The following is a 12,677-nucleotide window of genomic DNA, read 5'->3' as shown; positions in this document are numbered from 1 at the left end:
TGCCCGTCGCCGTCGTCGCCTCCATCAAACACCCGGGTGCGGCGGGCCGCGAGGCGTCCCCGACGCGACGAGGCGCGCCACCCGGTGGCGCGCCTCGTGCGCGGAGTATCAGTGCCGCGCGGGACGGGGCGTCAGCCGCGCCCGAGGAGGATGCGCGCGTCGGCGACCGTGACGACCGAGCCCGTGACGAGCACGCCCGAGCCCGTCCCGACGCCCACCGCGTCGTCCCGCTCGGCGAGGTCGACGGCCACCTGGAGCGCCTCGTCGAGCCGCTCGGTGCTGTGCACGCGGTCCTCGCCGAACACGTCCGCGGCGAGCTCGGCGAGCTCCGTCGGGTCGGCCGAGCGCTCCGAGCTGTTGCGCGTCACGACCACCTCGGACAGCACCGGCTCGAGCGCCGCGAGCAGCGGCTCCGCGTCCTTGTCCGCCATGATCGCGACGACCCCGACGAGGTGGCGCAGGTCGAACGCCTCCCCCAGCGCGACCGCGAGCGCCTCCGCCCCCGCGGCGTTGTGGGCGGCGTCGACGAGGACGGTCGGGCTCGACCGCACGACCTCGAGCCGGCCCGGCGACGTGACGTCCGCGAACGCGGTCTCGACCACCTGGCCGTCGAGCGCGCGCCCGCCGAGGAACGCCTCGACCGCGGCGAGCGCGAGGAGCGCGTTGTGCGCCTGGTGCTCGCCGTGCAGCGGGAGGAACACCTCGGCGTAGAGCGCCGCGGGGGTGCGCAGGTCGAGGAGCTGGCCCCCGACCGCGACCTGCCGTGCCGCGACGTCCAGGTCGACGCCCTCGCGCAGCAGGCGCGCGCCGACGCGCTCGACGCGGGCCCGCAGCACCTCCTCGACCTCCGGGCGCTGGGCCGCGGAGACGACGGTCGCGCCGTCCTTGACGATGCCCGACTTGACCGTCGCGATCTCCTCGAGCGTGCTGCCGAGCCAGCGCTCGTGGTCCAGCGCGACAGGCGTCACGACGGCGACCTCGGCGTCGACCACGTTGGTCGAGTCCCACTCGCCGCCCATGCCCACCTCGACGATCGCGACGTCCACGGGCGTGTCGGCGAACGCGGCGAACGCCACGCCCGTGAGCACCTCGAAGAAGCTGAGCTGCGACTGCCCGGCCTCCGCGAGCTCGGCGTCGACGACCTGGACGTACGGGTACACGTCGTCCCAGACCTCGACGAACCGTCGCGGCGAGAGCGGCTCGCCGTCGACGACGATCCGCTCGGTGACGCTCGTCAGGTGCGGGCTCGTGAACAGGCCGGTGCGCAGGCCGTGCTCGCGCACGAGCCGCTCGGCGACGCGCGCGGTGCTCGTCTTGCCGTTGGTCCCGGTGAGGTGGATCGTCCGGAACGCGTGCTGCGGGTCGCCCAGCAGCTCGAACAGGCGCCGCACCCGGTCGATCGTCGGGTCGAAGTCGTGCTCGGGCGCACGGGCCACGATGTGCTGGTAGACGCGCTCGAGGTCCGCCTGCGCGGCGGCGTCCTCCGCCGCCGCACGGGCGTCCTTCGCGCTCTGCCGGCGTGCGGCGCCGGGGTCCTTGCGGGCGGCGCTCACAGGATCACCGCCGCATCCGGGACGGTGCCGTCGGCCTTCTCGACGCGCACGGAGCGCACGTCGGTCGGCGACGTCTCGACGACGACCTCGACCGCGAGCGTCTCGCGCGCGACGAGGTCGCGGTGCTCGTCGACCGCGACGAGCCACTGGCCCGGAACGTCGAGCGACAGCCGGATGCGGTCGGCCACGTCGAGGCCGGCGGCCTTGCGGGCGTCCTGCACGTCGCGGATCACGTCGCGCGCGTAGCCCTCGGCGAGCAGCGCGTCGTCGAGCACGAGGTCGAGGACGGCGAACCCGCCGCCCGCGAGCACCGCGGCGGCGACGCTCGGCGCCTCTCCCTCGGCGACGCCGCGGTCGGCGACCACGGTCGTCAGCTCGTACTCCGCGGCCAGGAGCGCGACGTCGCCGTCGTCCGTCGTCACGACGACGTCCCCGGCGTCGTCCACGCGCCACGCCCCGGCCTTCGAGGCCTTGATGACGGCCTGGACGCCGCGCCCCAGGCGCGGGCCCGCGGCGCGGGCGTTCACGGCGAGGCGCTGGGTGATGCCGAACCGCTCGGCGGCGTCGGAGTCGGTCGACTCGAGGTCGACCGCCTTGACGTTGAGCTCGCGCGCGAGCAGGTCGGTGTACGGGGCGAGGGCCTCGGGGTCGTCCACGACGACCGTGAGGCGCGCGAGCGGCTGGCGCACGCGGAGCTGGTTCGCCTTGCGCAGGCCGAGCGCGGCCGACGCCACGGCGCGGACCTCGTCCATCGCGGCGACGAGCGCGGGGTCGGCGACGAGGGACGCGTCCGGGACGTGGCGCACGGCCACGGCGGACGCGCCGTCCTCGCCGACATCCTCTGTGGACGCCGGCCAGTCGGTGAGGTGCACCGAGCGCCCGCCCGTCAGGCCGCGCCACACCTCCTCCGCGAGCAGCGGAGCGAGCGGCGCCATGACGCGCGTGAGCGTCTCGAGCGCGGTGTACAGCGTGTCGAACGCGTCCGCGTCCTCGGCCCAGAACCGGTCGCGCTGCGTGCGCACGTACCAGTTCGTCAGGACGTCGAGGTGCTCGCGGACCGTCTCGCACGCGCCCGCGATGTCGTACGCGTCGAGCTGCTCGGTGACGCGCACGACGAGGTCGTGCGTGCGCGCGAGCAGGTACCGGTCGAGCGCCGGGAGCCCGGCCACGCGCTCGGGTGCGACCTTCTGCGCGACGTATCCCGCCGACCCGCCCGGCTCGCCCGCGCGCGCCTGCGCCTTCGACGTGTTCGCGTACAGGGTGAAGAAGTAGTACGTGCTCCACAGCGGGAGCAGCACCTGGCGCACCGCGTCGCGGATCCCGTCCTCGGTGACGACGAGGTTGCCGCCGCGCAGGATGGGCGAGCTCATGAGGAACCAGCGCATCGCGTCGGAGCCGTCGCGGTCGAAGACCTCGTTGACGTCCGGGTAGTTGCGCAGGGACTTGCTCATCTTGCGGCCGTCGGAGCCCAGCACGATGCCGTGCGAGACGGCCGAGCGGAACGCGGGGCGGTCGAACAGCGCGGTGGCGAGCACGTGCAGCGTGTAGAACCAGCCGCGCGTCTGGCCGATGTACTCGACGATGAAGTCGCCCGGGTTGTGGTGCTCGAACCAGTCGGTGTTCTCGAACGGGTAGTGCACCTGCGCGTAGGGCATGGACCCCGAGTCGAACCAGACGTCCATGACGTCCTCGACGCGGCGCATGGTCGAGCGGCCCGTCGGGTCGTCGGGGTTCGGCCGCGTGAGGCGGTCGACGAACGGGCGGTGCAGGTCCGGCTCGCCCTTCTCGTTGCGCGGGAGCGTGCCGAAGTCGCGCTCGAGCTCGGCGAACGAGCCGTAGACGTCGATGCGCGGGTACTGCGGGTCGTCCGAGCGCCACACCGGCACGGGGCTGCCCCAGAACCGGTTGCGCGTGATCGACCAGTCGCGCGCGTTTTCGAGCCACTTGCCGAACTGGCCGTGCTGGATGTGCTCGGGCGTCCAGGAGATCTGCTCGTTGAGCTCGACCATCCGGTCCTTGAACGTCGACACCGCGACGAACCACGACGACACGCCCATGTAGATGAGCGGCTGCCGGCAGCGCCAGCAGTGCGGGTAGGAGTGCGCGTACGACTCGCGGCGCAGCAGCACCGTCCCGGGGCTCGTCGCGCCGAGCGCGAGGTCCGGGGTCTGCTCGCCCGCGGCGACCGCGGCGTCGTGGCGCGTCCGGCCCTTGAGGTGGTCGATGATGAGCGCGTTCGCGTCGAAGACCTGGAGGCTCTCGTAGTCGACGACGGGGAAGACGAACTTGCCGTCGGACGCGACCGGCAGCACGGGCTCGACGCCCTCGCGGTCGGAGACGACCTTGTCCTCCTCGCCGAACGCGCCGGCGTTGTGCACGAGCCCGGTGCCGTCCGTGGTCGTGACGAAGTCCGCCTCGACCACGCGGTGCGCACCGGGGTGGCCCGCGAAGTAGGAGAACGGCGGCGTGTAGGACCGCCCGACGAGGTCGGCGCCCGTGAGCCGCTCGACGACCTGCGTCGTCACGTCCTCGACGCCCTCGTCGGCGAGCTCGCGCGCGTACGCCCCGAGGCGCTCGGCCGCGATCACGTACCGCTCCTTGACGCCCGTGAAGGACGACTCGACGACGACGTACTCGACGTCGGGGCCGACCATGACGAAGAGGTTGGACGGCAGCGTCCAGGGCGTCGTCGTCCAGATGAGCGCGAGCTCGCCCGTCTCGAGCCGGAAGCCGACCGTGACCGCCGGGTCCTGGCGGACCTGGTACACGTCCTCGTCCATGCGCAGCTCGTGGTTGGACAGCGGCGTCTGGTCGTTCCAGCAGTACGGCAGCACGCGGAAGCCCTCGTACACGAGGCCCTTGTCGTAGAGCTGCTTGAACGCCCACAGGACCGACTCCATGAACGTCGGGTCGAGCGTCTTGTAGTCGTGCTCGAAGTCGACCCAGCGCGCCTGGCGGGTCACGTAGTCCTGCCACTCGCTCGTGTACTTGAGCACCGACGCGCGGCACGCGTCGTTGAACCGCTCGATCCCCAGCTCGAGGATCTCCTCCTTGGTCTTGATCCCGAGCTGGTCCATCGCCTCCAGCTCGGCGGGCAGGCCGTGCGTGTCCCAGCCGAAGCGGCGCTCGACGTGCTTGCCGCGCATCGTCTGGTAGCGCGGGACGACGTCCTTCGCGTAGCCCGTGAGCAGGTGCCCGTAGTGGGGCAGGCCGTTGGCGAAGGGCGGGCCGTCGTAGAAGACGAACTCGTTGCTGCCGTTCTCGCCGGCGGGGTTGCGCTCGACCGACGCGCGGAACGTGTCGTCCGCGTCCCAGTAGGCGAGCACCTCGCGCTCGATCGCGGGCAGGTCCGGGGAGGCCGGGACGCCGAACGCCGCGCCGGGGCGCGCGTCGGCGGTCGTGGAGTCGGTGGTGGGATCGGACGAGAGGTCGCGGTGCAGCGGGTAGGCCATGGTCTCGAGGACTCCGGTGGGTAGCGGCCGGCGGAGGTCCGCCGTGGTGGTACGGGTCGGTCGTGCTCTCCTGCGAGGACGACTCCCCCACCCAGGGTGGGCTCGCCGCGGTACCACCTCGCTTGCCGGCGTCGTCCTCCGGTGCCCGACGCCGTCGGGCCCGGCGGGCGGTCGCCGACCGCTCGTCGCAGGCTGTGACGGGCCCACCCGTCCGGTTCTAGTGAGGACCTGGCCGCGGGGCCGTCAGGCCTGCCCGACGGCGCGGGTCCCGTTCTTCCGGAGGCTCGCCGGTGATGGCCGGGTCGACGCCTGTGCGTCCATGGTAGCCGCCGCGCGGCGGCGCGCGGTGTAGGCGTCGATGTCGCGCGCGACGAGCCACTCGAGGGTGAGCGGCGGCTCGGCCGGGGCGACGGCGGGCGGGAGCGTCGCGGTCGGCCGGTAGCGGGGGAAGTGCGGGGGAACGTACATGGTGGTCTCGCGTCCTGTGCTCGGCGGGCGTCCGGAGGTGCAGACCCGGGCGTCGCGCGGGACTCATCGATGAGCCCGTGGCACGAGACCGGCGACCGTCACGCCCCCCTCACGGAGAGGGAGGGGCGGGAGGCTGCTCGCGGACACCAGGTCGAGGCTGCGCAGGGCGCCGCGAGCCCTCAACAACAGGTGGCGGAGGGGACCTGCGGGCGCGCGACGACGAGCGTGCTGCTCGTGGGGCGCGGGGAGGTCACGCGGACATGGTGCCAGGGCGGACCCGGGCGGACAACCCGGGGTCCACGGGCCGGACGCCCGTCCCGTCAGCCCACGCGCACGGTGACCTCGTGCCACCCGGACGCGCCGTCGGGGGCGGGCGGGGCGACGTCGGCGGTCTGCGTGCGGCCGTCGGCGTCGGTCGCACGCACCGTCAGGCGGTGCTCCCCCGGCGTGGCGTCCCACGCGTACGACCACTGCCGCCACGTGTCGGGGCCCACCGTGTCGGCGAGCGTCGCCGGGCGCCACGTGCCGTCGTCGACCCGGACCTCCACGCCCGCGACCCCCGTGTGCTGCGCCCACGCGACGCCCGCGACGGTCACCGCGCCCGCGGTGACGGGCGCCCCCGCGCGCGGCGTGTCGACGCGCGACGCGAGCTTGATCGGGCCGCGCTCGGACCAGCCGCGCGTGGACCAGTACGCGACGTCGTCGGCGAAGGTCGTGACCTTGAGCTCGGTGACCCACTTGGTCGCGGACACGTAGCCGTAGAGCCCCGGCACGACGAGCCGGGCGGGGAACCCGTGCTCCGCGGGCAGCGGCTCGCCGTTCATGCCGACCGCGAGCAGGCACGCCCGGTCGGGGTCGACCAGGACGTCGAGCGGCGTGCTCGCCGTCCAGCCGTCGGCGCTCGTGGACAGGACCATGTCGGCGCCGTCGCGGACCCCGGCGCGCGCGAGCAGCTCGCGCACGGGGTACCCGAGCCACCGCGCGTTGCCCACGAGGTCGCCGCCGACCTCGTTCGACACGCACGTGAGCGTCACGTGGTGCTCGGTGAGCGGGAGCGCGAGGAGCTCGTCGAGCGTGAGCTCGAACGGCTCGTCGACGAGACCGGTCACGCGCAGCGTCCACGAGGCGGGGTCCACCTGGGGCACGCGCAGCGCGGTGTCGATCCGGTAGAAGTCGCCGTTCGGGGTCACGTACGGCGCGAGTCCCGGGACCCCCAGGTCCGCCCCGGCGGGGACGGCCGGCGCGGGCGTCGCCGGTGCCGGCAGCCGCAGCGCCTCGCGCGCGGCCGTGACGGCGCGCGACCCGGCCGACACCGCGCGCGACGTCGCGAGCGCGACGACGCCTGCCGCGGCGGCGAGGCCGGTGACGAGGAGGAAGCGGCGCCGGTCCATCCGGCCACGCGCGCCGGAACCCGCCCGGCCGTCGTCGGCGACGCTCTCGACGGGGAGGCCCGCGCCGGTCGGGCCGCGCAGCGGCGCGAGGGACGCCCGGAGCAGCAGGATCGCGACCCCCACGCCGACGAGCGAGGGCAGCGCCCACGCGACGCTCGCACCCGGCCGGCCCGCGGCCACGACGGCGGCCACCGCTCCCACGACGCCCAGCAGCACGGAGCCCCACGGCGGACGGCGCAGCTCGAGCCGGCCCGCGAGCGCCGCGCCCGCGGCGAGGACGACCGCCATGCCGCCGAGCAGGACCGTCTTGTCGGCCGTGCCGAACGTCGCGACCGCCCAGTCCTTGACCGGCCCGGGGACGGCGTCGACCACCCCGGCCCCGGCGGCGAACAGCGGGCTCGACCCCGGGCCGACGAGCGCCGCGACGAGCTCGGCGACGGCGAACCCGACGGCTGCGCACACGACCCCCGCGAGCGCCGCCCACGCCCCGGCGTGCTCACGCTGTCGCACGCTGCCGCTCATCTGCCGCCCTCTCGTCGCTCCCAGTCAACGCCCGTCGCAGCCTTCGCGCCACGGTCCCGGCCACCGGACCGTGCTCGTTCGGCGCTCAGGCCGGGTCGACGCCCTTCGGGACGAGCGGGGCACGCCACAGGGAGTACGTCGACGCCTGGGCGACGGGACGCAGCACGAGCGAGTCGATGTTGACGTGGTGCGGGCGCGTCACGGCGAAGGTCACGACGTCGGCGACGTCGTCCGCGGTGAGCGGGTCCACGACCCCGGCGTACACGGCGTCGGCCCCGGCCTGGTCCCCGTGGTAGCGGTTGAGCGAGAACTCCGGCGTGTGCACGAGGCCAGGGGCGATCTCGATGACGCGGATCGGCTCGCCCACGAGCTCCAGCCGGAGCGTCCTCGCGACCCCGAGCAGCGCGTGCTTGGACGCGACGTAGCCCGACCCGCCGACGTAGGTGTCGTGACCCGCGGTCGACGTCATGAGCACGATGTCGCCCCGGCGCGACGCGCGCAGGAGCGGCAGGAACGCCTTCGTCACGCGCACGGTGCCCAGCACGTTCGTCTCGTACATCGCGCGCCACTCGTCGATCTTCGCCTCGTCGACGTGGTCGACGCCGAGCCCGAACCCGGCGACGTTGAGCAGCGCGTGCACCGACCCCCGCGCGCCCGCCTCCGCGACGAGGCGTGCGACGTCGTCGTCCGACGTGACGTCCCCGACGACGGGGTGGGCGCCCGTGCGCTCCGCGACCTCGGCGAGCCGGTCCGCGCGCCGCGCGAACGCGACGACGTCCCAGCCACGAGCACGCAGGAACCGGACGCACGCCTCCCCGATGCCCGACGACGCGCCGGTCACGACGGCACGCAACGGCGCGGGGGTCTGGGCAGGCTGGTTCGATGGCTCCGTCACGACGGACACTCTGCCACGCCGCCGCGCGGGAAGGACTAGGCTGGCGGAGGATCACGGGCCCCGCACTGGCCCGTCGGGGCGGCACCGGATCTGTGCCGCGGGTCCGCGCGACGCGAGATGACGCGTCGGTCCCGGTCGGCGCTCGCCGGTCGGCATCGAGAACGCACCGCCGCAGCGGCGTGCCCGTCGAGGGTTCGCCGCGACGCGCCCGACCCCGGAGACCCCGCCCGTGCCCTTCTCCCGCATCCTGCCTCGCACTCTGCCTCGCCCTCTGTCCCGCCGGTCCGCACGCCGCGTCGCCCTCGTGCTCCCGGCCGCCACGCTCGCCCTCGCGCTCGCCGCCTGCTCGTCGAGCACCGCACCCGGTGACGAGCCGGACGCGGGCGGTGACGCCCCGCCGTCGGGCGACGTGACCGCGACCGCCTACCCCCTCACGCTCGACGACTGCGGGTTCGAGGTGACGTTCGACGCGGCGCCGGAGCGCGTGGTGACGATCAAGTCGAGCACCACGGAGATGCTGCTCGCGCTCGGGCTGGGCGACCGGATCGTCGCGAGCGCGTTCGCCGACGGCCCGGTCCCCGCGTCCCTGGCCGACGCCGCGGCGGCCGTCCCGGCGGTGGCAGAGCCGATGTCGGACCAGGTCCCCGGCGCCGAGGCGGTCCTGGGGACCGAGCCCGACCTCGTCTACGCGGGCTGGGAGTCCAACCTCACGGCCGAGGGCGCGGGCGACCGCGAGACGCTCGCGCGGCTCGGCGTCGCGACGTACGTCTCGCCGGCCGCGTGCAAGGCGCCGGAGTACATGCCGGACCCGCTGACGTTCGACGACGTGTTCGCCGAGATCACGGAGGTCGGCACGATCTTCGACGCGCAGGACGCGGCCGCCGACCTCGTCGCCGAGCAGCGTGCGACGCTCGACGGCGTCGCCCGGGACGAGCGCGGGCTCACGGCCCTGTGGTACTCGTCCGGGGACGACATCCCCTACGTCGGCGCGGGCATCGGAGCGCCGCAGATGATCATGGACGCCGTCGGGCTGGAGAACGTCGCAGGCGGCGTGCACGACACCTGGACCGCGTTCGCGTGGGAGGAGGCGATCGCCGCCGACCCCGACGTCCTCGTCCTCGTCGACGCCGCGTGGAACACCGCGGACGCGAAGATCGAGCGGCTCGAGTCCAACCCGGCGACGGCCGAGATGACCGCCGTGCGCGAGGGCCGGTACCTGACGATCCCGTTCCCGGCGACCGAGGCCGGCGTGCGCAACGTCGATGCCGTCGTGGACCTCGCGGCGCAGCTGGAGGCGCTCGGCCTGTGACGACGCTGCGCACCCGGCCCGCTCCCACGCCACTCGCCCGACCGGACGGCCGGGGGGCCCGCGCGCGCCGCGGCGCGGGATGGTGGGTGCCGGCCGGCGTCGGCGCCCTCGTCGTGACGGTGCTGTTCACGGTGACGATCGGCCCGGCGGACCTCGCGGTCGGGGACGTGTGGCGCTCGGTCGCGACCCACCTCGGGCTCGGCGGGCTGCTCGGCCTCGAGCCGCTCGGCACGCTGCAGGACGGCATGGTGTGGCAGCTCCGCCTCCCCCGCGTGCTCACCGCCGCGGCGGTCGGCGCCGGGCTGGCCGTGTGCGGCGTCGTCATGCAGTCGCTCACGCGCAACCCGCTCGCGGACCCGTACCTCCTCGGGCTGTCGTCGGGCGCATCGCTCGGCGCGGTGCTCGTGCTGGTCGCCGGGTGGACCGTGCTCCTGCCGGTCGCGGCGTTCGGGGGCGCGGTGCTCGCGCTCGTCGCGGCGCTCGGCCTCGCGGGCGCGCTCGGCGCGCTCACGCCCACGCGGACGGTGCTCGCGGGCCTCGCGGTGAGCCAGCTCGCGGCGGCCGCGACGAGCTTCGTCATCTTCTGGTCCGCGACCGGCGACTCCTACCGCGAGATCCTCTCGTGGCTCATGGGGTCCGTCGCCGGAGCGACGTGGACCTCCGTCGCGGTCGCGGGCGGCGCGACCCTCGTGCTCGGGACCCTGCTCGCGTCGACCGGCTCCGTGCTGGACGCCTTCACGTTCGGCGACACCGCCGCGTCCACGCTCGGGGTCGACGTCGCGCGCGTGCGCTGGACGCTGCTCGTGGGCGTCGCGCTGCTCACCGGGGCGCTCGTCTCCCAGTCGGGGTCCATCGGGTTCGTCGGGCTGATCCTGCCGCACGCGGTGCGGCTCCTCACGGGCGCGCGGCACCGCCTCCTGCTGCCGTTGTCCGCGCTGTTCGGCGCGACGTTCCTCGTCTGGGCGGACACGCTCGCGCGCACCGTGTTCGCGCCCCGCGAGCTGCCCGTGGGGATCGTCACCGCCGCGATCGGCGCCCCGGTGTTCGCGCTGCTGCTGTGGCGCGGGAGGAAGGCCGCATGAGCGAGACCACACGCACGACGGCGCCCGCGGTGCCCGGGGCGGGCGCGGACGACGTGCGGGACCGCCTCGACGACGCTGCCCGGCGCAGCCCGGGTCCGCGGAGCCCCGGCGGGCTGGACGCCGCGCGCGTGTCGTGGTCCGTCGACGGTCGCCTGGTCCTCGACGGGGTCGACTGCACCGCCCCGACCGGCGCGGTGAGCGGGCTGCTCGGGCCCAACGGCTCCGGCAAGTCGACGCTCCTGCGCGTGCTCGCGGGGGTCCGCGCCCCGACCGCCGGGCCCGACGACGCCGCGCGCGTGCGCTTCGACGGCGCGGACCTGCTCGCGATGCCGCGGCGGCGGCGCGCGCGCGTCCTCGCGCTCGTCGAGCAGGACGCGACGACCGACCTCCCGCTCTCCGTGCTCGACGCCGTCCTCCTGGGCCGCATCCCCCATCGCTCGCTCCTCGCGGGCGACTCCGCGCACGACCGGGAGGCCGCGACCGCGGCGCTCGCCCGCGCGGGCATGGCCGCGTTCGCCGAGCGGGAGGTCGCGACGCTCTCCGGCGGCGAGCGCCAGCGCGTGCACCTGGCGCGCGCGCTCGCCCAGGAGCCCGCGCTGCTGCTGCTCGACGAGCCGACCAACCACCTCGACATCGCCGCACAGCTCGACACGATGCGCGTCCTGCGCGACCTGGCCGACGACGGCGTGACCGTCCTCGCCGCGCTCCACGACCTCAACCTCGCCGCCCAGACGTGCGACCACGTCGTCGTGCTCGCGGACGGCCGGGTCGTCGCCGCGGGCGACGTGCACGAGGTGCTGGTCCCCGAGGTGCTCGACCCGGTCTACGGCGTGCGGAGCGACGTGCTGACGCACCCCCGCACGGGGCGTCCCGTGCTCACGTTCGCGCCGCGGGACTGAGCGCCCGTTCGCGTACCCTCGGCGGGTGCGTCTCTCACTGGTCCCCCGCACCCTGCGGACCGTCGTCGCGGCCGGTCTCGTCGCGACGTGCGTCGTGTCCGTCTCCGGCTGCGCGGTGCTCGACGGGCGCTCCCCGTTCGACACCTCGAACGTCTCCTACGCGGACGTCGAGCGGGCCCTGCCCGCGGTCCAGCACGCGCTGGACGCGGCGGACCTCCCCGTCGAGGTGAGCCTGTACACCGGTGCGAGCAACTGCGAGGGTGCGTGCGACCTGGGCGTCGGGGTGCGCCTGCTCCCGGCCGAGGACGCCGAGCGTCCCGAGCCGCACCCCGACGCGCTGGCCGCCGTGCTGACGGTCGTGCTGCCCGAGGTGTCGGGCATGCCGGTCTACGTCGACAGCGGGATCTCCGAGGACGGGACGGACCTCGACCTCGAGCCCGCGGCCAGAGCCCTCGGGATGGACGAGTCGCCCTTCTCGATGTCGCTCGGCGAGCTGTACATCCCGGAGGACGAGCTCGGCACGGCCCTCGACCTGGCCGCCGCACGCCTCGACCGCTGAGCACGGCCCGCCGCGACGTGCGTCACGCACTCACCCGGCCGACCCCGACCGGAGCAGGGGCAGCTCGATCGCCGGGCACCGGTCCATGACCATGTCGAGGCCGGCCTCGCGGACGCGGCGCGCGGCGTCCTCGTCGATCACGTCGAGCTGGAACCAGACGGCCTTCGCGCCGATCGCGACGGCCTGGTCGGCGACGTCGCCCGCGAGCTCGGAGCGCACGAACACGTCGACGACGTCGACGGGGAACGGGACGTCCGCGAGCGTCGCGTAGCCCTGCTCGCCGTGCACCGTCTCGGCGGACGGGTGCACCGGCACGATGCGCTTGCCGTGCTCCTGCAGCACGCGCGCCACGCCGTACGCGGCGCGCGACGCGTTGTTCGACAGGCCGACGACGGCCCAGGTCTGCGTGTCCTCCAGGACACGACGGACGGTCTCCTGCTCGTGGGCCGGCTCGGCGGCTGCGACGTCGCTCATGTCGTGCGCAACCTGGCCCCGGCCGCGGCTATTCCGCGGTCGGGGCCCGGCCGCCTCGGGCAGTCGCAGCGGA

Annotated in this window: 10 protein-coding genes; 4 read left to right on the top strand and 6 right to left on the bottom strand. The window is 74.9% G+C overall.

The window, feature by feature from the left end; translation table 11 throughout:
* Nucleotides 1–131: 131 nt before the first annotated feature.
* From ACZ402_RS14385 to ACZ402_RS14365, 5 genes are all read right to left on the bottom strand, one after another.
* Entirely contained in the window at nucleotides 132–1,553 is a 1,422-nt protein-coding gene (locus ACZ402_RS14385; RefSeq protein ID WP_375824351.1) for a bifunctional folylpolyglutamate synthase/dihydrofolate synthase, read from the bottom strand.
* Complete coding sequence (gene ileS / locus ACZ402_RS14380; protein WP_375824350.1) at nucleotides 1,550–5,005, bottom strand: isoleucine--tRNA ligase; 3,456 nt, start codon at nucleotides 5,003–5,005, stop codon at nucleotides 1,550–1,552. Before ileS ends, ACZ402_RS14385 begins: the two co-directional genes overlap by 4 nt.
* A gap of 243 nt (nucleotides 5,006–5,248) precedes the next feature.
* Nucleotides 5,249–5,473 (bottom strand): hypothetical protein, encoded by a 225-nt coding sequence (locus ACZ402_RS14375; RefSeq protein WP_375824349.1) that lies wholly within the window; start codon nucleotides 5,471–5,473, stop codon nucleotides 5,249–5,251.
* Nucleotides 5,474–5,793: 320 nt separating this feature from the next.
* Nucleotides 5,794–7,386, bottom strand: coding sequence for a molybdopterin-dependent oxidoreductase (locus tag ACZ402_RS14370; RefSeq protein WP_375824348.1), 1,593 nt, complete (start codon nucleotides 7,384–7,386; stop codon nucleotides 5,794–5,796).
* 85 nt (nucleotides 7,387–7,471) lie between these two features.
* Nucleotides 7,472–8,281, bottom strand: coding sequence for an SDR family oxidoreductase (locus ACZ402_RS14365; RefSeq protein WP_375824347.1), 810 nt, complete (start codon nucleotides 8,279–8,281; stop codon nucleotides 7,472–7,474).
* A gap of 304 nt (nucleotides 8,282–8,585) precedes the next feature.
* Here ACZ402_RS14365 and ACZ402_RS14360 point away from each other — a divergent pair, with 304 nt between their 5' ends.
* From ACZ402_RS14360 to ACZ402_RS14345, 4 genes are read left to right on the top strand one after another with little or no spacing between them, the layout of a single operon-like run.
* Complete coding sequence (locus tag ACZ402_RS14360) at nucleotides 8,586–9,590, top strand: putative F420-0 ABC transporter substrate-binding protein (protein WP_375824346.1); 1,005 nt, start codon at nucleotides 8,586–8,588, stop codon at nucleotides 9,588–9,590.
* Complete coding sequence (locus ACZ402_RS14355) at nucleotides 9,587–10,672, top strand: putative F420-0 ABC transporter permease subunit (protein WP_375824345.1); 1,086 nt, start codon at nucleotides 9,587–9,589, stop codon at nucleotides 10,670–10,672. Before ACZ402_RS14360 ends, ACZ402_RS14355 begins: the two co-directional genes overlap by 4 nt.
* Nucleotides 10,669–11,571: a putative F420-0 ABC transporter ATP-binding protein gene (locus ACZ402_RS14350; protein WP_375824344.1), complete on the top strand. Its 903-nt coding sequence runs from the start codon at nucleotides 10,669–10,671 to the stop codon at nucleotides 11,569–11,571. The genes ACZ402_RS14355 and ACZ402_RS14350 overlap by 4 nt, the downstream gene beginning before the upstream one ends.
* Before the next feature lie 25 nt (nucleotides 11,572–11,596).
* On the top strand, nucleotides 11,597–12,130 hold the full coding sequence (locus ACZ402_RS14345; protein ID WP_375824343.1) for a hypothetical protein: 534 nt from the start codon (nucleotides 11,597–11,599) through the stop codon (nucleotides 12,128–12,130).
* A 30-nt stretch (nucleotides 12,131–12,160) separates the two neighbouring features.
* Here the strand turns inward: ACZ402_RS14345 and ACZ402_RS14340 are convergent, their stop codons facing one another.
* Entirely contained in the window at nucleotides 12,161–12,604 is a 444-nt protein-coding gene (locus ACZ402_RS14340; protein WP_375824342.1) for a CoA-binding protein, read from the bottom strand.
* Between the last annotated feature and the right edge of the window lie 73 nt (nucleotides 12,605–12,677).

The organism is Cellulosimicrobium sp. NPDC030954, from assembly GCF_055571305.1.
The sequence above is the reverse complement of the archived record's forward strand: the minus strand, read 5'-3'. Positions and strand labels throughout refer to the sequence as shown.

Excerpts from the sequence above, each read along its gene's own strand:
- ileS (WP_375824350.1), bottom strand. The coding sequence starts at position 5,005 with ATGGCCTACCCGCTGCACCGCGACCTCTCGTCCGATCCCACCACCGAC.
- ACZ402_RS14375 (WP_375824349.1), bottom strand. The coding sequence starts at position 5,473 with ATGTACGTTCCCCCGCACTTCCCCCGCTACCGGCCGACCGCGACGCTC.
- ACZ402_RS14370 (WP_375824348.1), bottom strand. The coding sequence starts at position 7,386 with ATGAGCGGCAGCGTGCGACAGCGTGAGCACGCCGGGGCGTGGGCGGCG.
- ACZ402_RS14350 (WP_375824344.1), top strand. The coding sequence starts at position 10,669 with ATGAGCGAGACCACACGCACGACGGCGCCCGCGGTGCCCGGGGCGGGC.
- ACZ402_RS14340 (WP_375824342.1), bottom strand. The coding sequence starts at position 12,604 with ATGAGCGACGTCGCAGCCGCCGAGCCGGCCCACGAGCAGGAGACCGTC.